A 25,846-nucleotide genomic window follows, 5' to 3' on the forward strand; every position below is an offset into this window, starting at 1 on the left:
GTCTCCATGCGTTTGCCGCAGTCACGACAGCCAACACGTCTGAGCAAAACGCTGAGGCGCACTGCACGGCCGAGAATGGGCAAATCACGAACGACTCGCTCGCAATACTCGTGAGTGGTTGAACAGGGCTTTTGGCATCCACCACAGGAAGGGAATCGGGTGGTGTGGGGCGTCAGATCGATCTGTAGGGCATCGCCATCAGGCTTGATCGTGACGACAGAAAAGCCCTCCCAAAAAGGAAGGAAAGTATTAATATCGTGCATAAGAACGCCGGTTTTTTAGATGTGTTTGCTCGCACGAACATCATCAATCAAATCGGCGTTCTTGTTTCTGTGTTTCCCGGAATTCCGTGAAGAACCCAAAAAATGCCCCCCCCCCGAGGTCTAACCAAAGGTGACGGCTCATAACGCTTGGGAGCGCGAAAGAAATGCGCTATGTGACCATCAGAAAGTTTTCCAGCGAGTGTGGATACACAGAGGCCGCGATTCGAGCAAAGATCGCTGACGGCACTTGGGGTAAAGATCACGTTTGGCAAAAGGCACCTGACGGGCGAGTGCTGATCGACGTCGATGGTCACGAAGCTTGGGTGGAGATGGGCAAACCATCAACGGCGAATCGAGAACAGAAGTTCCGGTCAGGGCAGAGCCCCGGGCCGTTGACGAGCAAAGGGCCAGAACTCGGAAGTCCAAAGCCGTTAGCGTGATACCTCTCGTCGGAGCGAACATGCTTTCCGAATGGTGGCTTTCGGGCCCCTTCTGGCGGAAAGAAAAAATGCCAAAAAGCACCTAGCAGCGAGCGCCATGTATCCCCACATGTATTCCTCGCGAACACATGAAGAAAAATATCCAATAAATACAAATGGTTAATCGCTAAGTTCAAATGTCTGTGTACCACCAAGTACCTCAACAAAGCCCGCCTTGTGCGGGCTTTGTTGTTTCTGGCTATCTCTCCTCGTATCCCCCCTCTACCTCGCCTTCCCTCCGCCCTCTTGCCCCATGAGCGCACGAAGCATTCTCTGCGACTGCCTGGGCCAGACTATTGCCTTCAATGCCGACGGCTGGATCAACGCCCCTGTCGCCGCCGCTCGCTTCGACAAAGCCCCCAACGAATGGCTTGACCTCGACTCCACCGAAGCCCCTACCAGATCTTGCAGGTGCCAAGCCTGTGCAAGTCCTCTATAAAACTGCACTCCATCCCTAAGGAACCCCAGCGATGCACATGGAAGAGCACACACTGAACGAAATGAGCGATGAGCTGAAACTCATGCTCGGCCGCTTTCGGCACGAACAATTCGTCGAGAAACTCGGATGGCGGCTGCCCGCCCATCCGAGCCAGGCAGGTTGTGAATGGGATCAATACGACACCGAACACGCCCGCTACCTCCTGGCGTTCAATGCAGATCGCGCCATCGTTGGCTGCGCCCGGCTGATTCCCACCACGCTCCCCAACCTGCTTGAGGGGGTGTTCAGCCATGCCTGCGCCGGGGCGCCGCCCAAGCATCCAGCCGTCTGGGAAATGACTCGCTTCACCACCTGCGAACCGCAATTGGCGATGCCGTTGTTCTGGAGAAGCCTCAAGACGGCCGCACTGGCGGGCGCAGAGGCCATCGTCGGGATCGTCAACAGCACCATGGAGCGCTATTACAAAATCAACGGCGTCCACTACGAACGGCTGGGCCCGGTCACGGTGCACCAGAATGAGAAAATCCTCGCCATCAAACTCTCGGCCCACCGCGAGCACCATCGCAGCGCGGTCGCACCGTCAGCCTTCATGTCCGACACATTATTGAAAGAGACAGCTTGATACAGGCCGAGTCGTCCTTTTTGAATGCCCCTCAGATATAGCCCATCGCGACTGCGTAAGACACTGCCTGCACGCGGTTACTGGCGCCGATTTTGCGCTGGATGTTGCGGTGATGGTAATTCACGGTATCGGTGCACACCCCCATGATCACGCCGATTTCCTCCGAGGTCTTGCCGTCGGCCGTCCAGCGCAGCACATCACATTCCCTCCCACTGAACGCCACGCCCGTATTGAAGACACGCACGTCGCTCTCCAGCTCGGAAATTTTCTCGTGGGCCGCGGCGGCAAAGGCTCTGGTCACCGGCTTCAAGGCTTCAAACTCCTGAAGGCTGATGGGGTTATTCTTGCGCGCCAGGCTTAACACCCCGACCCTCCCCTGGGCGTTGAACGAGGGTTGTGCCAGGCCGTGGCATAAATGTGAATCCTTGGCTTCAGACCACAGGTCCGCGCATCCCCGGAACAACTCATTGCTCCATAGAATGGGGGCCGACGAGACTTTGCTGTGCTTCACCGTGGGATCGATCACCGCGTAGTTAGCCGCCTGATATCGCTGCACCCAGTCCTCGGGGTAATTGCCGTACATATAAGTCCTGGGCCGCATGAACGGGGTCACGCTGCACATGCCGTAGGCAAAAAAATCAAACCGTAGTTCGCGCAAGGCCCTCAACGCGACAGCCGTAAACTCCTGCATATCCATGGTTCGCGCAAAGATACTATAAAAGTACGCATCCCATCCCAACTGCTGCCCTAATTCCATTTTGAGCACCACTAAAGTTGAAAACAGGCCGTTAGACTAGACCAACCTGAATCTCTGTCAACAAGCAAAATCACATCGTCATAGAAGGCTTTGCGCTAGCACTAGATTCATTGCGCCTAATCCAACCAACTACTTAGAACATTGCATCCCGGCGATGTTAGTAAGCCATTACCACCTTTCAGCCGACGAATGAACCTGCCTCTTCACAATAATGCAACAGTTCATTCGGTGGGCTGCAGCCAACCCGTTCATACGCCAATCACTACAAGATCTGGTAGTTCCACCCCCAAGAAACGCAGGTGTATAAACAACACCCGCTCAGCACCGCCACGCAGGAACATAGTTAAACACTGTAAATATTCACCCACGTCAATTAACTAAATATTTACTTTCAACATTATCACCCCCAACTAAGGAGGATGCTGCCCATGCCTGCTTCGCTTTCCCCTAGCGGCTTTAATGATCATCTTGAACTTCGCCAGAAAAATCGCGCCACCGTCGAACAGTACATGCGCACTAACGGCAAAGATCGCCTGCGCCGGCATGAACTGTTCACTCAGGATGGCAGTGGCGGTTCCTGGAACACCGAAACCGGTAAACCCCTCGTGTTCCAGGGCCACGCGAAGCTGGCCGCCCTCGGCGCATGGCTGGAGAAGTGCTTTCCAGACTGGCAATGGCACAACGTCCGGGTGTTTGAAACCGATAACCCCAACCACTTCTGGGTGGAGAGCGACGGTCGCGGCAAGACTCTGGTTCCCGGTTATCCCGAAGGTTATTGCGAAAACCATTACATCCATTCTTTCGAACTGGATGACGGCAAGATCACGCAGAGCCGTGAATTCATGAACCCCTTCGAACAACTTCGCGCCTTGGGTATCCCCGTTCCAAGAATCAAGCGTGAAGGTATCCCCGCCTCATAAGCCCCCCCTAATTCATTGGAGATTGAGCATGCCTAACAGTGCAACGCAACAACTAACCGCTAACGACACCAGTGAACTTCGCCGCAAAAACCGCGCCACGGTCGAGCAATATATGCGGACCAAAGGCCAGGACCGCCTGCGCCGCCATGAACTATTTACCGAAGATGGTACAGGCGGCTTATGGACCACCGACACCGGCGCGCCGATTGTAATCAGTGGCAAAGCCAAGTTGGCCGAACATGCTGTTTGGTCACTCAAGTGCTTCCCGGACTGGGAATGGTACAACGTCAAAGTATTTGAAACCGATGACCCTAACCATATCTGGGTCGAGTGCGATGGCCGCGGCAAGATCCTCTTTCCCGGCTATCCGGAAGGCTATTACGAGAACCACTTCCTGCACTCCTTCGAGCTGGAAGACGGCAAAGTAAAACGCAATCGCGAATTCATGAACGTCTTTCAGCAACTGCGCGCCCTGGGTATTCCAGTACCGCAAATCAAACGCGAAGGCATTCCAACTTAATCCCTCGTGAGAGTGATCGCATCATGGAAGACTTACTGAAACGGGTTTTAAGTTGTGAAGCGTTCCAGCAGCCTCAATGGAGCGAGCCCTCACAATTGCACGATGCGCAGGCCTACCTCAGGGACAGCGCCTCATTGATACGAGTGGAAGACATCCTGGTGCTGCGCGCCACGCTGGCTCGTGTAGCGGCCGGCGAAGCGATGGTCATCCAGTCCGGTGACTGCGCCGAGGACATGGATGAAAGCACTCCCGACCATGTGGCCCGCAAAGCCGCGGTGCTGGACATCCTGGCCGGTACGTTCCGGCTGGTGACCCAGCAACCGGTGGTACGGGTGGGCCGGATTGCCGGGCAGTTTGCCAAGCCGCGCTCCAACAACAACGAACGCATCGGCGATGTCGAATTGCCGGTGTATCGCGGCGACATGGTCAACGGCCGCGAGGCCGTCTGCGGTCATCGCCAGCACGATGCGCAACGCCTGGTTCGAGGCTATAGCGCCGCGCGGGACATCATGCAACACCTGGGCTGGAAAGCGTCGGCAAGCCAGGAACACCTCAGCGGTTCACCGGCCTGGACCAGCCACGAAATGCTGGTACTCGACTACGAACTGCCACAACTGCGCCAGGACGAACAGGGCCGGGTATTTCTCGGTTCGACCCACTGGCCGTGGATCGGCGAGCGTACCCGTCAGTTAACGGGCGCTCACGTGACGCTGCTCAGCGAAGTGCTCAATCCGGTGGCGTGCAAGGTTGGCCCGGACATCACCCGGGACCAGTTGCTGAGCCTGTGTGAACGCCTGGACTCCAAGCGCGAACCCGGCCGGCTGACCCTGATTGCCCGCATGGGCGCGCAAAAGGTCGCCGATCGCCTGCCGCCGCTGGTTGAAGCGGTGCGCCAGGCCGGCCACAAGATCATCTGGCTGAGCGACCCGATGCACGGCAACACCATCGTCGCGCCCTGCGGCAACAAGACCCGCATGGTGCAGGCCATCACCGAGGAAATCACCGCCTTCAAGCATGCCGTGACCTCAGCCGGTGGCGTGGCCGCCGGCCTGCACCTGGAAACCACCCCTGACGACGTCAGCGAGTGCGCTTCCGATGCCGCCGGCCTGCATCAGGTCGCCAGCCGCTACAAGAGCCTGTGCGACCCGCGCCTGACCCCCTGGCAGGCCATTACCGCGGTGATGGCCTGGAAGAACCAGCCCACCTCAACCCTTGCCTCCTTTTGACTGGAGTTTGTCGACATGACCGGCATTCCATCGATCGTCCCTTACGTCTTGCCTACTTCGCGCGACCTGCCCATCAACCTCGCGCAATGGAGCATCGACCCCGAGCGTGCCGTGCTGCTGGTGCATGACATGCAGCGCTACTTCCTGCGGCCCTTGCCCGACGCCCTGCGTGAACAGGTCGTGAGCAATGCCGCGCGCATTCGCCAGTGGGCCGCCGACAACGGCGTTCCGGTGGCCTACACCGCCCAACCTGGCAGCATGAGCGAGGAGCAACGCGGGCTGCTCAAGGACTTCTGGGGCCCGGGCATGAAGGCCAGCCCCACCGACCGCGAGGTGGTCGACGCCCTGACCCCCAAGCCCAGTGACTGGCTGCTGACCAAGTGGCGCTACAGCGCGTTCTTCAACTCCGACCTGCTGGAACGCATGCGTGCCAACAATCGCGATCAGTTGATCCTGTGCGGGGTGTACGCCCATGTCGGGGTACTGATTTCCACCGTGGATGCCTACTCCAACGACATCCAGCCCTTCCTCATTGCCGACGCCATCGCCGACTTCAGCAAGGAGCATCACTGGATGGCCATCGAATACGCCGCCAGCCGTTGCGCCATGGTCATCACCACCGACGAGGTGGTGCTATGAGCCAAGCCGCCCGTCTCATGGAGCGCATCCTGCAACCGGCTCCCGAGCCGTTTGCCCTGTTGTACCGCCCGGAATCCAGCGGGCCCGGCCTGCTGGATGTGCTGATCGGCGAAATGTCGGAGCCGCAGGTCCTGGCCGATATCGACTTGCCTGCCACCTCGATCGGCGCGCCTCGCCTGGATGTACTGACGCTGATCCCCTACCGGCAGATTGCCGAACGCGGTTTCGAGGCGGTGGACGACCAGTCGCCGCTGCTGGCGATGAACATCACCGAGCAGCAATCCATCAGCATCGAGCGCTTGCTGGGACTGCTGCCCAACGTGCCGATCCAGTTGAACAGCGAACGTTTCGACCTCAACGACGCGAGCTACGCCGAGATCGTCAGCCAGGTGATCGCCAACGAAATCGGCTCCGGGGAAGGCGCCAACTTCGTCATCAAGCGCACCTTCCTGGCCGAGATCAGCGAGTACGGCCCGGCCAGTGCGCTGTCGTTCTTTCGCCATCTGCTGGAACGGGAGAAAGGTGCCTACTGGACGTTCATCATCCACACCGGCAGCCGTACCTTCGTGGGCGCGTCCCCCGAGCGCCACATCAGCATCAAGGATGGGCTCGCGGTGATGAACCCCATCAGCGGCACTTACCGCTATCCGCCCGCCGGCCCCAACCTGAGCGAAGTCATGGACTTCCTGGCGGATCGCAAGGAAGCCGACGAGCTCTACATGGTGGTGGATGAAGAGCTGAAAATGATGGCGCGCATTTGTGAGGATGGCGGCCACGTCCTCGGTCCTTACCTCAAGGAAATGGCGCACCTGGCCCACACCGAGTACTTCATCGAAGGCAAGACCCATCGCGATGTACGGGAAATCCTGCGCGAAACCCTGTTTGCACCCACCGTCACCGGCAGCCCGCTGGAAAGCGCCTGCCGGGTCATCCAGCGTTATGAGCCGCAAGGCCGCGCGTACTACAGCGGCATGGCCGCGCTGATCGGCAGCGATGGCAAGGGCGGCCGTTCCCTGGACTCGGCGATCCTGATTCGCACCGCCGACATCGATAACAGCGGCGAGGTGCGAATCAGCGTGGGCTCGACCATCGTGCGCCATTCCGACCCGATGACCGAGGCTGCCGAAAGCCGGGCCAAGGCCACTGGCCTGATCAGCGCACTGAAAAACCAGGCGCCCTCGCGCTTCGGCAACCACCTGCAAGTGCGCGCCGCATTGGCCAGCCGCAATGCCTACGTCTCGGACTTCTGGCTGATGGACAGCCAGCAGCGGGAGCAGATCCAGGCCGACTTCAGTGGCCGCCAGGTGCTGATCGTCGACGCAGAAGACACCTTCACCTCGATGATCGCCAAGCAACTGCGGGCCCTGGGTCTGGTGGTGACGGTGTGCAGCTTCAGCGACGAATACAGCTTTGACGGCTACGACCTGGTCATCATGGGCCCCGGCCCCGGCAACCCGAGCGAAGTCCAACAGCCGAAAATCAACCACCTGCATGTGGCCATCCGCTCCTTGCTCAGCCAGCAGCGGCCGTTCCTGGCAGTGTGCCTGAGCCATCAGGTGCTGAGCTTGTGCCTGGGCCTGGAACTGCAGCGCAAAGCCATTCCCAACCAGGGCGTGCAAAAACAGATCGACCTGTTCGGCACCACCGAACGGGTGGGTTTCTACAACACCTTCGCCGCCCAGAGCCCGAGTGACCGCCTGGACATCGACGGCATCGGCACCGTCGAAATCAGCCGCGACAGCGAGACCGGCGAGGTGCATGCCCTGCGCGGACCGTCGTTTGCCTCCATGCAGTTTCATGCCGAGTCGCTACTGACCCAGGAAGGTCCGCGCATCATCGCCGACCTGCTGCGGCACGCCCTGATCCACACACCTGTCGAGAACAACGCTTCGGCCGCCGGGAGATAACCATGCACAACTACGTCATCATCGACGCCTTTGCCAGCGTCCCGCTGGAAGGCAATCCGGTCGCGGTGTTCTTTGACGCCGATGACTTGTCGGCCGAGCAAATGCAACGCATCGCCCGGGAGATGAACCTGTCGGAAACCACCTTCGTGCTCAAGCCACGTAACTGTGGTGATGCGCTGATCCGGATCTTCACCCCGGTCAACGAACTGCCCTTCGCCGGGCACCCGTTGCTGGGCACGGCCATTGCCCTGGGTGCGCGCACCGACAATCACCGGCTGTTCCTGGAAACCCAGATGGGCACCATCGCCTTTGAGCTGGAACGCCAGAACGGCAGCGTCATCGCCGCCAGCATGGACCAGCCGATACCGACCTGGACGGCCCTGGGGCGCGACGCCGAATTGCTCAAGGCCCTGGGCATCAGCGACTCGACCTTTCCCATCGAGATCTATCACAACGGCCCGCGCCATGTGTTTGTCGGCCTGCCGAGCATCGCTGCGCTGTCGGCCCTGCACCCCGACCACCGTGCCCTGTGCAGCTTCCACGACATGGCCATCAACTGTTTTGCCGGTGCGGGACGGCGCTGGCGCAGCCGGATGTTCTCGCCGGCCTATGGGGTGGTCGAGGATGCGGCCACGGGCTCCGCTGCCGGGCCCTTGGCGATCCATCTGGCGCGGCATGGCCAGATCGAGTTCGGCCAGCAGATCGAAATTCTCCAGGGCGTGGAAATCGGCCGCCCTTCACTCATGTTCGCCCGGGCCGAGGGCCGCGCCGATCAACTGACGCGGGTCGAAGTATCAGGCAATGGCATCACCTTCGGACGGGGGACCATCGTTCTATGAACAGTTCAGTACTAGGCAAGCCGCTGTTGGGTAAAGGCATGTCGGAATCGCTGACCGGCACACTGGATGCGCCGTTCCCCGAGTACCAGAAGCCGCCTGCCGATCCCATGAGCGTGCTGCACAACTGGCTCGAACGCGCACGCCGCGTGGGCATCCGCGAACCCCGTGCGCTGGCGCTGGCCACGGCTGACAGCCAGGGCCGGCCTTCGACACGCATCGTGGTGATCAGTGAGATCAATGACACCGGGGTGCTGTTCAGCACCCATGCCGGAAGCCAGAAAGGCCGCGAACTGACAGAGAACCCCTGGGCCTCGGGGACGCTGTATTGGCGCGAAACCAGCCAGCAGATCATCCTCAATGGCCAGGCCGTGCGCATGCCGGATGCCAAGGCTGACGAGGCCTGGTTGAAGCGCCCTTATGCCACGCATCCGATGTCATCGGCGTCTCGCCAGAGTGAAGAGCTCACGGATGTCGAGGCCCTGCGCAACGCCGCCAGGGAACTGGCCGAGGTTCCAGGTCCGCTGCCGCGCCCTGAGGGTTATTGCGTGTTTGAGTTGCGCCTTGAATCGCTGGAGTTCTGGGGTAACGGCCAGGATCGCCTGCATGAACGCTTGCGCTATGACCGCAGCGCTGAAGGCTGGAAACATCGCCGGTTACAGCCGTAGGGTACCGCGATAAACATGCTTTGAAGTGCCTGGCTGCTCCAACTTCGAACTCATTGCGCGAACTTCAACACTTATGACATCCGGTCAACATGAGAAGAGTCCATATGCGAAAGAACGCGTATTCGAAATACCAAACAGAGAGTCCGGATCACCAAAGTGTGTAACGACATTAATTCCTATCTGAATCTTATAGTTGCTCTAGAACGTTGTCCTTGACCCAGCGATAGACATCGGGCCAGAGACTACACAAACAAAGTTAGACATTACTGAGGCTGCTACCATGCTAGATCTTCAAAACAAGCGTAAATATCTGAAAAGTGCAGAATCCTTCAAAGCTTCACTGCGTGATGACCGCACTGTTATTTATCAAGGCCAAGTTGTTGAGGATGTGACTACACACTTCTCTACGGCTGGAGGCATATCGCAAGTTGCAGAAATCTACGAAGAACAATTCAGCGGTGAACACGACGACATTCTGACTTACGTACGCCCCGACGGTTACCTGGCCTCTTCTGCCTATATGCCCCCTAGAAACAAAGAAGACTTGGCGTCGCGACGCCGCGCAATCACGTACGTCTCGCAAAAAACCTGGGGCACCCACTGCCGTAACCTGGACATGATCGCCAGCTTCACCGTCGGCATGATGGGATATCGGCCGACATTCAGGAAAAAATGCCCTGAGTACGCAGAAAACATTACCGAATACCATGACTACGCCGAGCGCAACAGCCTGTATTTGTCTGAGGCCATTGTTGATCCACAGGGCTATCGGGCACGTACCCACGGCACCGACCTCAACCTGCCGCCGCCCGATCGTGCCGTGATGAGGATCAACAAGCAGAACGCCGAGGGCATCTGGATCAGCGGCGTCAAAGGCGTGGGCACGGTAGCACCGCAGTCCAATGAAATATTTGTTGGCAGCTTGTTCCCCGCAGCGCCCAACGAGTCATTCTGGGCTTACGTCCCTGCCGATGCGCCGGGGGTGAAGATTTTTTGCCGAGAGATTGTCTCCCAGCCTCACGCCAGCGCCTATGACCACCCGCTCATATCCAAAGGTGAAGAAGCCGAGGCGATGGTGGTATTCGATAACGTGTTCATTCCACGCTGGCGAATCATGGCGGCGAACGTGCCGGAACTGGCCAACGCCGGCTTCTTCAGCCTGTGGACCTCATACAGCCATTGGTACACGCTCGTGCGCCTGGAAACCAAGGCTGACCTGTATGCCGGACTGGCCAAGGTGATCATGGAAGTCCTGGGCCTTGAGGGGATTGCGGTGGTTCGCCAGCGGGTCAGCGAAATAGTGCAGCTTGCGGAAATACTCAAAGGCATGTGCATCGCCTCCATCGAAACGGCCGAGATGTCCGAAGGCGACATATTGCTGCCTGGCCCCAACGCACTGGCCGCCGGAAGGATTTTTGCCATGGAGAAATTGCCTCGGGTGCTGCATTTGCTCAGAGAGCTGTGCGGACAGGGCTTGATCCTCAGGTTCAACGAGAAAGACTTGGCCACCGACGCCGCCTTTGGCCAGAAGTTCTCCTGGTTTCTTGACACGCAAAGCGTGGGCGCCAGAGAGAAGAACCTGCTGATGAATCTGGTGTGGGACGTGGCTGCCAGTGAGCACTCCACACGTGCATTGGTGTTTGAAGAACAGCACGCACTCAGCGAGCCCCTGCTGCGCGATAGCCTGGTGCTGGACTACGACTACCGCAAAAGCACAAGCCTGATACGCCGCATGGTGGGGCTCAACGCCAAATAGACCTGATTGCCGTGTAGGCTCCGCGCAACCCTTCATTCGTGCCGACTGAACTCGGCACGAATGAAGGGTTGTCCGCCTCCGGCCCCTGGCATCCCGTAAGTTTCCAACCTTCAACGGTAGTACACCGCCCCATTAGCATCCAAATGAATACAGCAGGAGCCCGTTACAGCGCTGGCGCTGGATGCCTGGCTACGCTTGCACGGGATCTCGGTCCGAGACGAGCCAGGTTTACCGGCCCCCCCTTTGTTCGAGCCATGCCACTTGGCAGGCTCGTTCAGTTGTAGCGGTCAGCCTGTCGCCGGTTGGCTTGCCACCCGCCACCTCCAGGCCAGCGTCTTGCGCCGGGCCTTGCCCAGACAATATCGACGCCGTAGCGATCCACGAAAGGCTCAGCATGGACCCGTTCACTGCTGTACATTCCTCCCCACGGACGACACATCATTTACCCAGTGAACGGAGTTCAACGCGTGTTCTCGACCCTCAATCCGCGTCACCGCCGGCTTGCCAGTTTCTCGCTGATAGCCGTCGCCCTCAGCCTCGCCGCCTGCAACGCTTCCGCTCCCTCCCACACCGCCCTGCCCCCCGCCCCGGAAATCGCTTCGGGTTATCGCACCGACCTGCAAGTGCAGCACGCCGACCAGCATATGGCGGCCGCGGCCAACCCGTTGGCGGCCGAAGCCGGGCGCGAGATGTTGCGCAAGGGCGGTTCGGCCATCGATGCGGCGATTGCCATGCAAGCGGTGCTGACCCTGGTGGAGCCGCAGTCGTCGGGTATCGGCGGCGGGGCCTTGATCGTGCTCTGGGACGGCAAGGCGGTGCGCACTTATGACGGTCGCGAAACCGCACCGGCCGGGGCCACCGAGAAGTTGTTCCTGCAGGCCGACGGCAAACCCATGCCGTTCCCCCAGGCGCAGATTGGCGGCCGCTCGGTGGGTACGCCTGGGGTGTTGCGGGCCCTGGAACTGGCCCATAAAAAACACGGCCGCCTGCCGTGGGCGCAGCTGTTCGAGCCGGCGATCCGCCTGGCGGACCAGGGCTTCCCGATCTCCCCGCGCCTGCACAGCATGATCGTCGCCGACCCGTACCTGGCGAAATCGCCGGACATGGCGGCCTACTTCCTGAATGCCGATGGCACGCCGAAAGCCGTCGGCACCCTGCTGAAAAACCCGCAGCTGGCCGCGGTGCTCGAGCGCATCGCCAAAGAAGGCCCGAACGCCTTGTACCAAGGCCCGGTCGCCCGGGAAATCGTCGCCAAGGTGCAAGGCCACGCCAACCCGGGCAGCCTGTCGCTCAACGACCTGCAAGGCTACCGCGCCAAGGAGCGCGAACCGCTGTGCACCGACTACAAGCGCTGGCAGGTCTGCGGTATGCCGCCGCCCTCGTCGGGCGGGATCGCCCTGGCGCAGATCCTCGGCACCCTGCAGGCGCTGGAAGCCCGCGACCCGCGTTATGCACTGCCACCGCTGAAACCGGTCAAGACCAGCCTGCCGGCCGGCCTGGAACCGGCGCCTGAAGCCGTGCACCTGATCGCCGAGGCCGAGCGCCTGGCCTACGCCGACCGCGCGTTGTACGTGGCGGATTCGGACTTCGCCCCGGTGCCGATCGCCGGCCTGGTCGCCCCGCAGTACCTGGCGCAGCGTGCCGCCTTGATCGGCGAGCGCAGCATGGCCAAGGCCGAGCCCGGCAAGCCCCAGGGCATCCAGGTGGCCTACGCCCCGGATCGCTCGCCGATGCGCATCTCCACCTCGCAAGTGGTGGCCGTGGATGACCAGGGCGGCGCCGTGTCCATGACCACCACCGTGGAAGCCGCCTTCGGCTCGCACCTGATGGTCCAGGGCTTCATGCTCAACAACCAGATGACCGACTTCTCCTTTATCCCCGAGGAGAACGGCCAGCCGGTGGCCAACCGTGTGCAGCCGGGCAAGCGCCCACGCTCGTCCATGGCGCCAACCCTGATTTTCGACCGCAACAGCGGTGAATTCCTGGCCACCGTCGGCTCGCCGGGTGGCTCGCAGATCATCGAGTACGTGGCCAAGTCGGTGATCGGCATGCTCGACTGGAACCTCGACCCACAAGCCGCCATCAGCCTGCCCAACTTCGGCAGCCGCAACGGCCCGACCGAACTGGAGCAAGGCCAGTTCACACCTGGGTTGAAAGCGGCGCTGAAAGCCAAGGGGCATGAGCTGACCGACATCGACATGACCAGCGGCACCCAGGCGATCGTGCGAGTGCGCGATGCCCAGGGTAAAACCTCGTGGGCCGGTGGCGCCGACCCACGCCGTGAAGGGGCCGCGTTGGGGGATTGAGGCCAACGCCGGAAAACCACAAGGGCTTGCCGCGAGGCAGGCCCTTTTTATTGTTCACGCCAAAGAAGCACCGGCATGCGGGGCCAAGGCTGTATGCCGATTTTTACGGCGCTCTGTGTCTGACGCGATCTTTTGATCCCTCCTAGCATCACTTTTTTGGCCGAGGGGCAGGCGATGAACGAGATTCCCGGCGGTATCGATTTTTCAGGTTTGGCCGTGCGTAGGCTGGAGGCCGACGACCTCGAACGGGTCTGCCGCCACCGCGAGGCGATGTTCCTCGAAGCCGGAGGAGAACCCGCGGCCCTGCAACGGATGACCGAGCACTTTCGCCCCTGGCTGCGCGAGCGTTTGCCCGATGGCCGCTACTACGGCTTTGCCCTGCTGGACGGCCAGCAACCGGTGGCGGCCATTGGCTTGATGAGCATCGACTGGCCGCCCCACCCGTCCCATCCGACCCAGGACCAGCGCGGTTATGTGCTCAACGTCTACGTCGAACCCGCCTACCGGCGCCGGGGGCTGGCCTCGGCCCTGATGAAGCTGGCGCAAGCCGAATTCATCCAGCGCGGGCTGAGCTTCGCCGTGCTGCATGCCACCGAAGTGGGCAAGCCGGTGTATGCCGGATTGGGCTGGGCGGCCACCGCGGAAATGGCGAAGGTGTTGGAAGGCGACTGAACACGGACTCCTGTAGCCGCTGCCGAAGGCTGCGATAAGGACCGAAGGGCCTTCGGCGCCAGAAAGATCGCCTCGCCCGTTCCGGTCGATCGCAGCCTTCGGCAGCGGCTACAGGGACCGATGTGCCTTCGACTGATATGTTTCTCATAGTCACAGAATGTCGTAGCAATGCCGTTGCGACGCTCTGCCCCGCCCGCTATTCTTCGCCCCGTCGCTGCAATATCAGCGAACGGGCTTGGCGGCCCGAACCACGAAAGGCGCAACAGCGCCAAAACACGAATGCAGGCGCTTTTTTTGTGCCCGCGTTTCTGTGTCATGGCGAATTGCGCAGGGACCCCTTCGGGGGTGCCGGTTCCTTTCGTGCCGGTCCGCCAACCTTGTGCAATTCGCCACCCTAACCTGCTTGGCGGCAGACGGTGGTGATCCCCTCAAACGAAAGGATTCGTCACCATGAAACACACCCTCAATCCGTCCCTTCCTCCCTGCATACCCTCGGCGAAATAACCTTTGCCAATTGTGGCGAAGGCAAGCGCCCGCTGCTGCGGGTCAATGCCGACGTGCCCCTGGCCGATGCCCTGGAACACGCCTCGCTGCTGCTACATCTGGCAAAACAGTTGACCCTGGATGCGGCCATGGAACCGCAGGCGGACCGCTATGCTTGGGCGGCACATTACCTGGGTGAGATGGGTAAAGCGGTGATGGATGATGTGCACACCGCGATGACAGCAGATGCTGATCGACACTGAGCCGCACCTGCGGGACGGGTAGCCTCGATGGCTGTCCGTCCATCGCCTTCCTCTCTCACTCCCTTGCTTAAGTCCCAGGGCGGGACTAGGATTTCGAGCCATGAGGATTATCGCCGTCAGTCATTTGAAGACGTTCTGGGACAAGCACCCGGATGTCGAACAACCGCTTCTGGCCTGGATCGATGAAGCACGCAATGCCAACTGGTCCACCCCGGCGCAGATCAAGGACCAGTTTTGCAGCGCGAGCCTTCTTAAAAGCCGTCGCGTGGTGTTCAACATCAAAGGCAATGACTACCGCTTGGTAGTCGCCGTGGCTTACCGCTTTGGCGCCCTCTACATCAAGTTCGTTGGCACTCACCAGCAGTACGATGCCATCGACGCCGACAGCGTTGAAATGGAGTAACGAGCATGCAGATTCGCCCCATTCACACCGACCAGGATTACCGCGCGGCACTCAAGCAGGTGTCGGCGCTGTTCGATAACGAGCCCGAACCCGGCACCGCCGAAGGCGACTACTTCGACGTGATGGTCACCCTGATCGAAGCCTATGAAGCCAAGCACTTCCCCATCGACCTGCCCAACCCGATCGTTGCCATCAAGTTCCGCATGGAGCAATCGGGCCTCTCGGCCGCCGACCTGGCCCCGGCCATCGGCCGAACCAACCGGGTCTACGAAGTGCTCAACGGCAAACGCGCCCTGACCCTGCCAATGATCTGGAAGCTGCACCAGCTGTTCGGCATCCCCGCCGAGAGCCTGATCAAGCCGGTGAAATCGGTCTGAGCGGTTCTTGATTCAGGCCTTGCACCCTCGCCCTTAGCGGGGGTCATTCCTGATCGCGCATAAACTCCAGCCCTTGGTGATTTCAGAGAGCACAATCATCCCCAGCATCATCAGCGGGTTGTAGTTCGGAAAAAAATACGCGCCGATCAGAAGCACGGAAAAAGACGGCACGACAAACACCAAACGCAAAGGGATTTGCGCAAGCCCCAGCCACTTGGCTTCTTTGCGCTGAAACAAAAACAGGAAAGCGCTGACGACTATCGATAGTTGCAAACCCCAATTGATCATCACCATAACCACAGCAGTGGTTCCATGATCCTTGAGCACTTCAGTCGCCACAGTCAGGTCATCCCAGAACGGGGTCTTGCCCAGCCGTACACTGCTCGTGACGTACCACAACAAATAGAGCGCATCGAGCCCGCCCCAAAACTGCCAGATCCGGGTCCGGCTCAGCTTCCTGAAAAAAAACATTACCGCTCCTTACTTGGCGCCGAGCCTTCTTCTCGGCAGCTCTGCCTTATAGATTTACCCATCTAACCTGGCTGTCATCCCGCGCCTATTTACCCTCCAGACTTCTCTGAAAGATTCTTGGACACTTAAAAAATACCGTGGAACAGCCTTGAGCTTGCCCCTAGGTAAACCCCTAAAGTGCCGCTCGACCTCACCACAAAAAAGGACGTTTGCATGCTCACCATCGGTCAAATGGCTCGCTGCCATGGCCTCACCACCAAGACCTTGCGCCACTACGACAGCATCGGTCTGTTCACTCCGGCACTGACCGGGCAGGACAACGGCTATCGCTATTACAAGCCGGAGCAGATTGGCATCCTCGGGCGCATTGTCTGGTTGCGGCAGTTGGGCATGGGGCTGGAGGAGATTCGCGGGTTGGCGGACAGCGGTGCGCTGCACAGTGTCTTGAGTTTGCGCCAGGCGTTGCAGGCCCATGCCGGTGAGCTGGAAACGCAGATCGCCCGCAGCCAGAACGTGCTCGGCCAGTTGCAGCGTTATCTGGCGCAGCCCGAGCGCAGCCTGCCGGCGCCGCAGACGCCGGTGCGGGTGACGCTGGCGGCGCAGCGCATCATCGGCATGGCCTGGCAGCAGGATGACCAGGGCTCGATTGCCGAGTTGTGGCAGCGTTTCGAACCACGGGAGCAGGAGATCCAGCGCCTGGCCGAACCGGTCGGCACTTACGGTATTTGCCAGCCCTTGAGCGACGGCCAGTGGCGTTACGTCGCCGGGCTGCCGGTCAGCGCCGAGGCGCCCTTGGTCGAGGGCATGGTGGAACTGGAAATCCCCGCCCGCCAGTACGCCCGGGTCGAGCACCGGGGCACGGTGCAGACCCTGCCGGAAACCTTCCGCGCCGCCTACAGCGAATGGCTGCCGGCCGCAGGGATGCGGGCCGATGAGGGGGTGGAATTCGAATATACCGGGGAGCGTTTTTTCGGGCCGATGCACCCGGACAGCGTGGTCGAACTCTATATCCCGCTGAAAAGCTGATGCCCCGATCGGACAAGCAGCCGACCAGATGACAGGTCTCTGTCAGCAAAAGGACTCATGATCCCGCTATGCTCTGTAGCTAATCCACAGCAACAGAGCGAAGGTCCGATGAGTTTCCAGGCGCCAGTGTTGAAACAGATACCAGGCATCCGTCACGAGTTTTCTCGGATCGGGGCACCACTGCCTGCCAACCTGTTCTTCTGCTCCCAGGCCCACACCGGCGAGGTGGTCGAGGCCAGCACCACGCTGCCGAGCGGCATCATCCGCGGCGATGCGGTGTTCACCCGCACCGGCCGGCCTATAGCGGTGATTACAGCCGACTGCCTGCCGCTGCTGATCAGCAGTGAAGACGCCTCGTGGGTCGCCGCGGTCCATGCCGGCTGGAAAGGTCTGCACGGCGGCATCATCGACAACGTGCTGCAACACTTCGCCGCCAAGGGCATCGCTGCCCCTCAGTTGCGCGTAGCGTTCGGCCCCTCGATCAAGCCTTGCTGCTACGAAGTCAGCCCGGAGTTCATCGACACCCTGTCGGCCACCCAGGGCCACCTGTGGCCAGAGGAGCAGGCACCCTGGAGCCACGAACGCCCCACGCCACAGCTACCGCCAGAAATTGCCCCGCCACCACCGACCCGGCCGGACTCGCTGTGGTTCGACCTGAGCGGCTATGCGCTGCACCTGTTGCGCGCGGCGGGTATCAGCGATGAACAGATCGAACACTGCGAGCACTGCACCTACTGTTCCAGCGCGACCCTGGCCAGCTATCGCCGACGCGGCCACCGGGGAGAGGAAAAATCCTTTCAGTATTCCTGGATAGGGCGTGCCTGAGCCCGGCACCTCAAACGCTCACATACACCCACGCCTCGATCCCGGACTGCAGCACCACGCTCACGCGCTTGTAATCCGCCACCTCGTAGCTGTCCGCCGCGGCCAGTTCCTGGGCGGTGATGCGAAACACCGTGCCCGGGATAGGCGCGCTGGCCGCGCTGCCCGGGCGCAGGATCGGGTGATGGGTCTTGCCGCTGGTGGCCAGTACCTCGGGGTCGGTGATCTCTACCCAAGCCTGTTCATAACCCGGCAGCGCGTCCGCGCTCCCCTGCAGTTCGCGACCGAAATTGGCCAGTTGCACGGCCTTGTCCTGCAAGGTGCCGTAGGAAAACAGATACTGCGACGCTTCAGTGGCAACGCTCATTTTTCCCTCCAGAAGTCAGCGGCTGATTTTTAACGCCTGGCGCGCCGCATGGCGCTCCAGCGCCAGCTCGATCAAGCGGCTGACCAGTTCGCTGTAGGTCATGCCCGCGGCCTGCCACAGCTTTGGATACATGCTGATGCGGGTGAAACCGGGCAGCGAATTGATCTCGTTGATCAGCACTTCGCCACCCTGGGTCAGGAATACATCGACCCGCGCCAGCCCCGAGCAGCCCAGCACCTGGAATGCCTCGACGGCCAGGGCGCGAATGCGTTCGCTGACCTCTTCGCTGAGGTCCGCCGGCACCACCACCTGGGCCGCCTGGTCGTCGATGTATTTGCTGTCGTAGGAATAAAAACCGCTGCCAACGACGATTTCCCCGCAACCGCTGGCGATCGGCTGGTCGTTGCCCAGCACCGCGCATTCGATCTCGCGCCCACTGACCGCCGACTCCACCAAGACCTTTTCATCGAAGCCCAGCGCCAGCTCGATGGCGGCGTGGTATTGCGCCTCGCTGGTGACCTTGCTCACGCCCACGGACGAGCCCTGGTTCGCCGGTTTGACGAACATCGGCAGGCCCAGCTTGCTTTGCGCCTGGGCAAAGTCGGTGCGCGCCGCGGTGGCTCGGTTCAGGGTGATAAAGGGCGTCACCGCCAGGCCGGCATCGCGCAGCAGGCGCTTGCTGATGTCCTTGTCCATGCACACCGCCGAACCCAGCACGTCAGAGCCCACGAACGGCAGGTCGGCCATGCGCAGCAGGCCTTGCAGGCAGCCGTCTTCGCCGAGGGTGCCGTGGACGATGGGGAAAATCACATCGACGTGGCCCAGCAGTTCCTGGTTAGAAGTTTCCAGCAGTTGCTGGCTGGCCTTGCCCGGCACCACCGCCAGTTCGCGGTTGGACTGGTTGAGGGCGATCAGCGCCGGGTTTTCCTGGTTGATCAGGAAGTTCGAGGTGTCGTTGAGGTGCCAGTGGCCGTTCTTGTCGATGCCGATCAGCACCGGTTCGAAGCGCTCGCGATCCAGCGCATCGACGATGTTGCGCGCCGATTGCAGCGACACTTCGTGTTCGGCCGAACGGCCACCAAAAATAATCCCGACCCGCAGCTTGCTCATGGTTTGTTCCCGTTAAAAAGTGGTTCAGCGCTTGTATCGGACCGCTCAAGCCGACTGATGTCGCAGGTGAATCACAGCCACCCGCTGATTCTGTTTGTTCCGGCGCTCTTCGATGGCGAACGGCACGAACCCGAGCTTCGGATACAGCAGCAGGCCCGCCACGTTGTCATTGAAGCAGGACAGGGTCACCTGTGCGGCCTGGTGTTTGTCCCGGGCGATGCGCAGCATCTCGCCGATCAACTGCCCGGCGACGCCCGCGCCGCGGGCCTCGGGATCGACGATGAGATTGCCGAGGGTGCAGGTGCCGTGGGTTTCCCACCGGTAGAAGTTGGCGAAACCCAGTACCTGGCCGTCTCGCTCGATCACTGTCGAATCGCAGCGTTGGGCAATGGAGTCGCGCAGTTGCTCATGAGTCAGCGGCCAGCTGGCCGCCGGGAAAAAGAAAAACAGCTCCTCGGGATTACCGGCAAAACCGCAGATCCGTGGAATATCCCGATCCTGCACGGGGCGAAAAGTGAAGCTCATGTCCTGTCTCCTGACCCTGAAAATCCATGGCGTGCGCCCGGCCCCGGTTTCAGCGATTGGCCACCAGATGGGCGCCGAACAGCAGGTAGCAACTGCCGGCAAAGCGGTCCAGCCATTTGCGCGAACGACTATAGACGGCAGCCATGCGGTTGCTGGCAAAAAACAGCGCGACGCAGCAGTACCAGGTGAACGACAACGAGGCCATGGTGAGCACGGCCAGGGCCAGCAGCAACGGCGGCGGTGACGCCGGCATCGAGGTGGCGAAGATGGTGGCGACGAACAGCGCCGACTTGGGGTTGGTCATGTTGCCGAGAAAGCCCAGGCGATAGGCCGAGAACAGGCTGCGGCCCGACTCGCCAGGCAAGCCGTTGCCGGCCCCGGTCAGCGCCGGCTTGCACCTAAACTGCTTCAGGCCCAGGTAGATCAGGTAGCAGCCGCCGGCGATCTTGAAGGCCAGGTACAAGGCCGGGGCGGCGCTGAACAGCGACTTGATCCCCAGGCCGCCGGCCAGCCCCCAGAGCACCGTGCCGGTGGCGACGCCCAGCGCGGCGGTCATGCCATGGCGACGCGAGCAACTGGCGGCCAATTGCGCCGTGGTAAAGAAATTCGGCCCCGGCGTGACCACGGCCACGGTCCAGAGCAGCGCCAGCGACAGCAGCGGACCGGCATACAGCAAATGTTCGAGCGCCATGACACAGACCGCCTTTTATCGCGTGAAGGGAGGCTGACGCTACTCCACCTCGGGCTCATGGATCAACAGGTCGCCCGGCTGGCACTCCAGGTATTGGCAGATCGCGTCCAGGGTCGCGAGCCGCAGGCCCTTGACCTTGCCCTGCTTGAGCAGGGACAGGTTGGCCTCGGTGATGCCGATCGCCGCCGCGAGGTCCTTGGATTTGACCTTGCGTCGGGCCAGCATCACGTCCAGTTGAATGACAATTGACATACTGATCTCACACGAAGGCGCGGTTTTCCGAATCCACTTCACTGGCCTGCCAGAGGATACGCGCGATGATGGAAATACACGCAGCCAAAAACAGCGCGACAAAGGTCGGGGCGGTGATGCTGAGACTGATCAGGCGCTCGCCCACCGGCGCGTTCAGGGTGACCCAGATGCTGAGCAGCGGCTCGCAGAGAAAGTCCAGCAACACCCACAACGCCACGCCCCGCCCGACCTTGCCCAAATGCACCGCCGCCGCGCTGGAAAAGTACTCGCCACGGGCATAGCTCTGGAACAACTGGCGCAGATGGCTCAAGCCAAAGGCCAGCGCCAGCAGGGGGATGCTCGACAGCAGAATGCCGCCCAGGGTTTGCCACCAGGGAAAGACCGCACCGGCGGCCAGATAGCTCGACAGGCTATTGCTCAGGCCAAAACCGAACCCGTAGCCACTTTCCGCGCTCAACTGCGGAAACAGCCACAGCGCCGCGTTGAGCAGCAACATGGCAATGATCAATAACAGGGTGACAGCCGACATGCGCTGGCTGAACCGGGCAAGACCTTGGGACGTCATGGGAAGGCTCCAGAGGAAGGAATGTGGGAGAAACCATAAAGAATTAATTATCGTAAAACAATAATTAATTTCTGCTTTTCGATCATTTAATTCATAAGCCCAGCAATACCCCCGGGGCTATGCTGAAAGTAATGGAGGCCATTGGAGAACGCTCATGAACGGTTTCCTGGTGATTTTCTTCACCCAGCAAAATCGCCGCTATCACGGCAAGATGGTCGGTGACTGGCTCGTCGACCTGGCCAACGAGCTGGGCCTGCGCGGCGCGACCATGAGCACCGCCATCGAAGGTTTCGGCCACACCGGCCGGCTGCACTCCGCACACTTTTTCGAACTCGCCGACCAACCCATCGAGGTCCGCCTGGCACTCACCGAAGAGGAGTCAGCCCGGCTGTTCGAACGCCTGGAGGACGAGGACATTGCGCTGTTCTACATCAAGACGCCGATCGAGTTCGGCACCCTTGGCAAAGAGGCCAAGAAAGCGGACGCGGGCGGATGACGCGCTGAAGACAGTCGCACGCGCCTGGGTTACCGTACGGGCCTGACGTTGTGTCGAGGACAGCTCCATGGGCAAGCCCGCCCCCCGTAAAGACTGGGTCCACCGCGCGCCTCCCACCCGGGGGCTGGAGCGTATCGAGGCGTTTTTTGCCGGTCATGGCTACGACCTGCACCGCCACGACACCTACGCCATCGGTCGCACGCTGTCGGGGGTGCAGAGCTTCCAGTACCGCGGCGGCTGGCGCCACAACCTGCCGGGCGGGACCATGGTCCTGCATCCGGATGAAGTCCACGACGGCGAAGCCGGCACCCAGGACGGCTTCCATTACCGCATGCTTTATATCGAGCCGGCGCTGATCCAGCAGATCCTCGGCGGCCAGCCGCTGCCCTTCATCAAGAACGGCCTGTCCACCGACCCACGCTTGTTCGCCGCCACCGACACCTTGCTGCGCAGCATGGAAAGCCCGCTGGACCCGCTGGAACAGGAAGACGCGCTGTTCGACCTGGCCCATGCGCTGAATGCCGTGTCGGGGGTTTCCCGGCCGGCGCAGCGTTTTGACTATCAGGCCGCGGAGCGCGCGCGGGAATACATGCACAGCGCCCTGGACCAGAACATCACCCTCGACGAACTGGCCACCCACAGCGGTCGCGACCGCTGGAGCCTGTCGCGGGACTTTCGCCTGCTGTTCGGCACCAGCCCCTATCGCTACCTGACCATGCGCCGCCTGGACCTGGTCAGGGCCCTGCTGCTGCAAGGCCAGTCGCTGGTCAGCGCGGCGCTGCTGGCCGGCTTCACCGACCAGAGCCACATGACCCGGCAATTCAGCAAGACCTACGGCCTGCCGCCGGCCCGCTGGCTGAAAATGCACGGCCGCTGAACGCCGCCCGGCACGCACAATCGTACAAGAACCGCAGCACCGCGCTGATTACCGTAGAGGCCCGATCACCTCTTTACGGAGCCGCACCATGAACCCGGCCAGCACCACGCCCATCCCCTACCAGAGCCTGAACTTCGCCTACAAACTCAGCCTGTTCGACGATCACTGGCAAGCCCGTGTCATCGCCGAAATGAACGACTACCAGTTCAAGCTGGTGAAGCTGCAAGGGGACTTCATCTGGCACGACCACCCGCACACCGACGAGACCTTTATCGTCCTCGAAGGCCAGTTGCGCATCGACTTTGCCGACGGCCAGGTGACGATCAACCAGGGCGAGATGTTTGTCGTGCCCAAGGGCATGAAGCACAAGCCGTACGCCGAGCAGGAGGTCAAGTTGCTGCTGATCGAACCCAAGGGCGTGCGCAACACCGGCGAAGAAGGCGGCGAACGCACAGCGGCCAATGATGTGTGGATCTGAGTTGCCCCGGGGTTGAGCCTCTGTAGCCGCTGCCGAGCGAAGCGAGGCTGCGATCGGCAGCGCAGCGGCCGTAAAGGCGGACAATACGTTCCTCAAGGCAAACCGCATGCACAGGTTTGGCGAGGACTGCGTCCTCGTTCGCAGCCTCGCGGTGCTCGGCAGCGGCTACAGGTACACCGTCATCGGCTGCCCCTCAGCCGCGCTCGGCAGTTGCCGCCAGGCCCTCGGAGCCAGACGCCGGCACCCGCAAACGCAAGGCCAGCAACGCCCCCAGCAGGGCGAGCAAGGCGCTGGCGCCCACCGCCTGTTCGATGCCGGCCGCCTGCGAGCCGCCCAGCCCGGCGTTGGCCAGGGACACCAGCAGCGCCAGCCCCAGCGCCCCGCCGATCTGCTGGCTGGTGGAGGCCATGCCCGGCGCGATGCCCTGGCCGGCCGAGACCCACATGGCAGTCCAGGTCATGCCCTGGCCGATGCTCAGCACCACGATGCCCGGCATCAGGCTCCAGAACCCCGCCCCGTCGGGCAGCGCCACATACACCCCGCCGATGCCCAGCGCCCCCAGGAGCAGACCGCTGACCAGGGTCGCCCGCAGCCCGAAGCGCAGCAACGAACGTTCGGCCAGCCAGATGCCCACGGTGCACAGCAGCGTCGCCGGCAAAAACGCCACGCCGCTTTGCAGCACGCTATAGCCGTAGACCTGCTGGAAGTACAACGCGAGGAAGTAGTACTGCACGCCGAAGCTGCTCATGAACAAAGCCGTGAGAAACATCGCCAGGCGCAGCTCGCGATGGGCCAACAGGCGCAACGGCATCAGCGGGTCGTGGCCGCGCTGTTCGATCCAGGCGAACACGCCGAGCAGGAGCAGCGCCAGCGCGCCACAGCCCAGGGTCGCCGGTGCGCTCCAGCCCCATTCCGGGCCCTGGACAATGGCGAACACCAGCAGCGTGCCGCCCACCGTCACGGTCAAGGCGCCGCTGAGGTCGAAACGCCGGCCACGCTCGCGCTGGCCATCGGCCGGAATCCAGCGCCGGGCCAACAGGGCACAGGCGCCAGCCAAGGGTACGTTGACCAGAAACACCGCCTCCCAGCCCCACCATTGGGTCAGCACGCCCCCCAGCAACGCGCCCAGGGCCAGGCCCGCCGCCGAGGCCGCGCTCCACACCGCGAACGCCCGGTTGCGCGCCGGCCCTTCGGGGTAATGGCTGTTGATCAGCGCCAGCGTCGCCGGGAACAGCATCGCCCCGCCGACACCCTGCACCGCCCGCGCCAGCACCAGCAGCAGCGCGCTGCCACCCAGGCCGCCGGCCAGCGAAGCCATGGCGTACAGGCTTTGCCCGACGATGTAGAAACGGCGCTTGCCCAGCAGGTCGGCCGCCCGGCCTCCCAGCAGCAGAAAGCCGCCGAAGGCCACGCTGTAGGCGCTGACCACCCATTGCAGTTGTTGTGCGGAAAAACCCAGGTGGCTGCCGATCTCCGGCAAGGCGACAAAGACGATGGTCGCGTCCAGGGCAATGATCAGCTGCGCGCTGGCCAGCAGGAGCAGCATCCAGCCGGATGGCCTGGCTGAAGAGGTGGCGGGCATCGTGTCGAGTCCTTGCGTGAATAAAGGGCCCTCAGTTTCTTTGATGCCAATTTGATGATAAATACCGTCATTGCTCTTTCAGTGATGACTTTAATCATGGATCTGAACGCCGTTCGTTTGTTGGTCCGGGTCGCCGAGACCCGCAGCTTCACCCGTGCCGCCGGCGATCTGCGGCTGACCCAGTCCGGCCTGTCGCGGGCCATTTCTCGCCTGGAGCAGCAACTGGGCGTGCGCCTGCTGCAACGCAACACCCGCAGCGTCAGCCTGACCCCGGACGGCCAGTTGCTGGTGGAGCGCGCCACACCGCTGCTGACCGAACTGGCGCAGACCGAACGCCTGCTGCTGGACCGCCGCGACTCGCCCACCGGGCTGCTGAAGATCAGCACGCCGTCGCTGTTCGGGCGCAAGGTGGTGATGCCGCTGATCGGCCGCCTGACCGAGCAATACCCGGACCTGAGCATCGAGGCGGTAATGACCGATCGCCTGGTGGACATCGTCGACGAAGGCTTCGACGCCATCCTGCGCACCGGCGAGATCCAGGACCAGCGCCTGATCGCCCGGCCCCTGGCGCCGCTGCGCTGGGTCACAGTGGCGTCCCCGGCCTACCTGGCGCGCCATGGCACACCGCAGACAGTGGAGGCGTTGCAACAGCACAACTGCCTGACCGTGCGTAATCTGCGCAGCGGGCGCCTGGTGGACTGGCAGTTCATGCTCGACGGCAAGGTGCGCGATGTCAGCGTGCCCAGCCGACTGATCTTCGATATCGGCGACGCGCTGGTGGACGGTGTGCTGGGAGGTTTCGGCATCGCCCAACTGATGAACTTCGCCGTCGAGGACGCCCTCGCCGACGGTCGCCTGGTGCCAATCCTGCAGGCCTTTTCCGGACGCAGCCGGGCGCTGTCGCTGGTCTACCCGCCGTCGCGCCAGTACTCGCCCAAACTCAAGGTCTTCGCCGACGCCCTGAACACCGTCAGCTGGTAAACCGCGTCTGTAGCCGCTGCCGAGCGAAGTGAGGCTGCGATCGACTGCGCAGCAGGCGCCGCCCTTG

30 protein-coding genes are annotated in these 25,846 nt (G+C 61.6%); 20 read left to right on the plus strand and 10 right to left on the minus strand.

Features of this window, described 5'->3' with window-relative positions:
- Positions 1-263: transposase family protein (locus tag PVZ78_RS31220; protein WP_273828319.1), on the minus strand; the 263-nt coding region annotated here is incomplete at its 3' end.
- Positions 264-1,212: 949 nt separating this feature from the next.
- On the opposite strand from PVZ78_RS31220, the gene PVZ78_RS31225 reads away from it, so the two are divergent.
- Positions 1,213-1,803, plus strand: a complete 591-nt coding sequence (locus PVZ78_RS31225) for an acyl-homoserine-lactone synthase (RefSeq protein ID WP_273829783.1) — start codon at positions 1,213-1,215, stop codon at positions 1,801-1,803.
- Positions 1,804-1,834: 31 nt separating this feature from the next.
- On the opposite strand, the gene PVZ78_RS31230 is transcribed toward PVZ78_RS31225, so the two are convergent.
- Positions 1,835-2,560, minus strand: a complete 726-nt coding sequence (locus PVZ78_RS31230; protein ID WP_038635113.1) for an autoinducer binding domain-containing protein — start codon at positions 2,558-2,560, stop codon at positions 1,835-1,837.
- Positions 2,561-2,988: 428 nt separating this feature from the next.
- On the opposite strand from PVZ78_RS31230, the gene PVZ78_RS31235 reads away from it, so the two are divergent.
- The 13 genes from PVZ78_RS31235 (at position 2,989) to PVZ78_RS31295 (ending at position 15,536) form a co-directional block, all read left to right on the plus strand.
- Positions 2,989-3,480, plus strand: a complete 492-nt coding sequence (locus PVZ78_RS31235; RefSeq protein WP_009050818.1) for a PhzA/PhzB family protein — start codon at positions 2,989-2,991, stop codon at positions 3,478-3,480.
- Between the two features lie 28 nt (positions 3,481-3,508).
- A complete protein-coding gene (locus PVZ78_RS31240) occupies positions 3,509-4,000 on the plus strand; it encodes a PhzA/PhzB family protein (protein WP_103331115.1) in 492 nt (163 codons plus the stop codon).
- Positions 4,001-4,023: 23 nt separating this feature from the next.
- Positions 4,024-5,226 (plus strand): 3-deoxy-7-phosphoheptulonate synthase, encoded by a 1,203-nt coding sequence (locus PVZ78_RS31245; protein WP_103331116.1) that lies wholly within the window; start codon positions 4,024-4,026, stop codon positions 5,224-5,226.
- 15 nt (positions 5,227-5,241) lie between these two features.
- The gene (locus PVZ78_RS31250; protein WP_103331117.1) at positions 5,242-5,865 is read left to right on the plus strand and encodes an isochorismatase family protein; all 624 of its coding nucleotides are present in this window, start codon (positions 5,242-5,244) and stop codon (positions 5,863-5,865) included.
- A complete protein-coding gene (locus PVZ78_RS31255) occupies positions 5,862-7,772 on the plus strand; it encodes an anthranilate synthase family protein (protein WP_273829784.1) in 1,911 nt (636 codons plus the stop codon). Before PVZ78_RS31250 ends, PVZ78_RS31255 begins: the two co-directional genes overlap by 4 nt.
- 2 nt (positions 7,773-7,774) lie before the next feature.
- Positions 7,775-8,611 (plus strand): PhzF family phenazine biosynthesis protein, encoded by an 837-nt coding sequence (locus PVZ78_RS31260; protein WP_016703606.1) that lies wholly within the window; start codon positions 7,775-7,777, stop codon positions 8,609-8,611.
- Positions 8,608-9,276 carry a phenazine biosynthesis FMN-dependent oxidase PhzG gene (gene phzG / locus PVZ78_RS31265; RefSeq protein WP_016703607.1) on the plus strand — a complete coding sequence of 223 codons (669 nt, stop codon included), beginning with the start codon at positions 8,608-8,610 and terminating at the stop codon, positions 9,274-9,276. Before PVZ78_RS31260 ends, phzG begins: the two co-directional genes overlap by 4 nt.
- 280 nt (positions 9,277-9,556) lie before the next feature.
- Positions 9,557-11,032: a 4-hydroxyphenylacetate 3-hydroxylase N-terminal domain-containing protein gene (locus PVZ78_RS31270; protein WP_009050825.1), complete on the plus strand. Its 1,476-nt coding sequence runs from the start codon at positions 9,557-9,559 to the stop codon at positions 11,030-11,032.
- 467 nt (positions 11,033-11,499) lie between these two features.
- The gene (gene ggt, locus PVZ78_RS31275; RefSeq protein WP_273829785.1) at positions 11,500-13,338 is read left to right on the plus strand and encodes a gamma-glutamyltransferase; all 1,839 of its coding nucleotides are present in this window, start codon (positions 11,500-11,502) and stop codon (positions 13,336-13,338) included.
- Between the two features lie 174 nt (positions 13,339-13,512).
- Positions 13,513-14,010: a GNAT family N-acetyltransferase gene (locus PVZ78_RS31280; protein WP_041984167.1), complete on the plus strand. Its 498-nt coding sequence runs from the start codon at positions 13,513-13,515 to the stop codon at positions 14,008-14,010.
- Positions 14,011-14,450: 440 nt separating this feature from the next.
- Positions 14,451-14,756, plus strand: coding sequence for a DUF3077 domain-containing protein (locus PVZ78_RS31285; protein WP_373922265.1), 306 nt, complete (start codon positions 14,451-14,453; stop codon positions 14,754-14,756).
- Positions 14,757-14,856: 100 nt separating this feature from the next.
- Entirely contained in the window at positions 14,857-15,159 is a 303-nt protein-coding gene (locus tag PVZ78_RS31290; protein ID WP_041984164.1) for a type II toxin-antitoxin system HigB family toxin, read from the plus strand.
- 5 nt (positions 15,160-15,164) lie between these two features.
- Positions 15,165-15,536, plus strand: a complete 372-nt coding sequence (locus PVZ78_RS31295; RefSeq protein ID WP_273829786.1) for a helix-turn-helix domain-containing protein — start codon at positions 15,165-15,167, stop codon at positions 15,534-15,536.
- A gap of 33 nt (positions 15,537-15,569) precedes the next feature.
- Here PVZ78_RS31295 and PVZ78_RS31300 read toward each other — a convergent pair whose 3' ends face one another.
- Positions 15,570-16,007 carry a hypothetical protein gene (locus tag PVZ78_RS31300; RefSeq protein ID WP_053269915.1) on the minus strand — a complete coding sequence of 146 codons (438 nt, stop codon included), beginning with the start codon at positions 16,005-16,007 and terminating at the stop codon, positions 15,570-15,572.
- Positions 16,008-16,220: 213 nt separating this feature from the next.
- Between PVZ78_RS31300 and PVZ78_RS31305 the strand changes: the two genes are divergently transcribed.
- Together PVZ78_RS31305 and PVZ78_RS31310 are read left to right on the plus strand one after the other, a co-directional pair.
- On the plus strand, positions 16,221-17,033 hold the full coding sequence (locus PVZ78_RS31305) for a MerR family transcriptional regulator (protein WP_009050832.1): 813 nt from the start codon (positions 16,221-16,223) through the stop codon (positions 17,031-17,033).
- A gap of 108 nt (positions 17,034-17,141) precedes the next feature.
- Positions 17,142-17,858 (plus strand): polyphenol oxidase family protein, encoded by a 717-nt coding sequence (locus PVZ78_RS31310; protein WP_053269916.1) that lies wholly within the window; start codon positions 17,142-17,144, stop codon positions 17,856-17,858.
- Positions 17,859-17,868: 10 nt separating this feature from the next.
- Here the strand turns inward: PVZ78_RS31310 and PVZ78_RS31315 are convergent, their stop codons facing one another.
- From PVZ78_RS31315 to PVZ78_RS31340, 6 genes are read right to left on the minus strand one after another with little or no spacing between them, the layout of a single operon-like run.
- Positions 17,869-18,222, minus strand: a complete 354-nt coding sequence (locus PVZ78_RS31315; protein ID WP_016703616.1) for a gamma-glutamylcyclotransferase family protein — start codon at positions 18,220-18,222, stop codon at positions 17,869-17,871.
- 15 nt (positions 18,223-18,237) lie between these two features.
- Positions 18,238-19,332, minus strand: coding sequence for a D-alanine--D-alanine ligase (gene ddlA / locus PVZ78_RS31320; RefSeq protein WP_016703618.1), 1,095 nt, complete (start codon positions 19,330-19,332; stop codon positions 18,238-18,240).
- A 45-nt stretch (positions 19,333-19,377) separates the two neighbouring features.
- Positions 19,378-19,857, minus strand: coding sequence for a GNAT family N-acetyltransferase (locus PVZ78_RS31325; RefSeq protein ID WP_016703619.1), 480 nt, complete (start codon positions 19,855-19,857; stop codon positions 19,378-19,380).
- Positions 19,858-19,906: 49 nt separating this feature from the next.
- Positions 19,907-20,548, minus strand: a complete 642-nt coding sequence (locus PVZ78_RS31330) for a LysE family transporter (protein ID WP_273829787.1) — start codon at positions 20,546-20,548, stop codon at positions 19,907-19,909.
- 39 nt (positions 20,549-20,587) lie between these two features.
- Positions 20,588-20,800: a helix-turn-helix domain-containing protein gene (locus PVZ78_RS31335; RefSeq protein ID WP_009050838.1), complete on the minus strand. Its 213-nt coding sequence runs from the start codon at positions 20,798-20,800 to the stop codon at positions 20,588-20,590.
- Positions 20,801-20,807: 7 nt separating this feature from the next.
- Entirely contained in the window at positions 20,808-21,365 is a 558-nt protein-coding gene (locus tag PVZ78_RS31340; RefSeq protein WP_023967450.1) for a DUF2975 domain-containing protein, read from the minus strand.
- A gap of 154 nt (positions 21,366-21,519) precedes the next feature.
- Between PVZ78_RS31340 and PVZ78_RS31345 the strand changes: the two genes are divergently transcribed.
- The 3 genes from PVZ78_RS31345 (at position 21,520) to PVZ78_RS31355 (ending at position 23,216) form a co-directional block, all read left to right on the plus strand.
- Positions 21,520-21,861 (plus strand): DUF190 domain-containing protein, encoded by a 342-nt coding sequence (locus PVZ78_RS31345; RefSeq protein ID WP_009050840.1) that lies wholly within the window; start codon positions 21,520-21,522, stop codon positions 21,859-21,861.
- Positions 21,862-21,928: 67 nt separating this feature from the next.
- Positions 21,929-22,738 carry an AraC family transcriptional regulator gene (locus tag PVZ78_RS31350; RefSeq protein WP_009050841.1) on the plus strand — a complete coding sequence of 270 codons (810 nt, stop codon included), beginning with the start codon at positions 21,929-21,931 and terminating at the stop codon, positions 22,736-22,738.
- Between the two features lie 88 nt (positions 22,739-22,826).
- Positions 22,827-23,216, plus strand: a complete 390-nt coding sequence (locus PVZ78_RS31355) for a cupin domain-containing protein (RefSeq protein ID WP_009050842.1) — start codon at positions 22,827-22,829, stop codon at positions 23,214-23,216.
- A 193-nt stretch (positions 23,217-23,409) separates the two neighbouring features.
- Here the strand turns inward: PVZ78_RS31355 and PVZ78_RS31360 are convergent, their stop codons facing one another.
- Positions 23,410-24,798, minus strand: a complete 1,389-nt coding sequence (locus PVZ78_RS31360) for an MFS transporter (RefSeq protein WP_273829788.1) — start codon at positions 24,796-24,798, stop codon at positions 23,410-23,412.
- A gap of 96 nt (positions 24,799-24,894) precedes the next feature.
- On the opposite strand from PVZ78_RS31360, the gene PVZ78_RS31365 reads away from it, so the two are divergent.
- Entirely contained in the window at positions 24,895-25,779 is an 885-nt protein-coding gene (locus PVZ78_RS31365) for a LysR family transcriptional regulator (RefSeq protein WP_016703623.1), read from the plus strand.
- The last annotated feature ends 67 nt before the right edge of the window (positions 25,780-25,846 follow it).

This window comes from Pseudomonas sp. SBT1-2, assembly GCF_028640875.1.
Classification (GTDB): Bacteria; Pseudomonadota; Gammaproteobacteria; order Pseudomonadales; family Pseudomonadaceae; genus Aquipseudomonas; species Aquipseudomonas chlororaphis_I.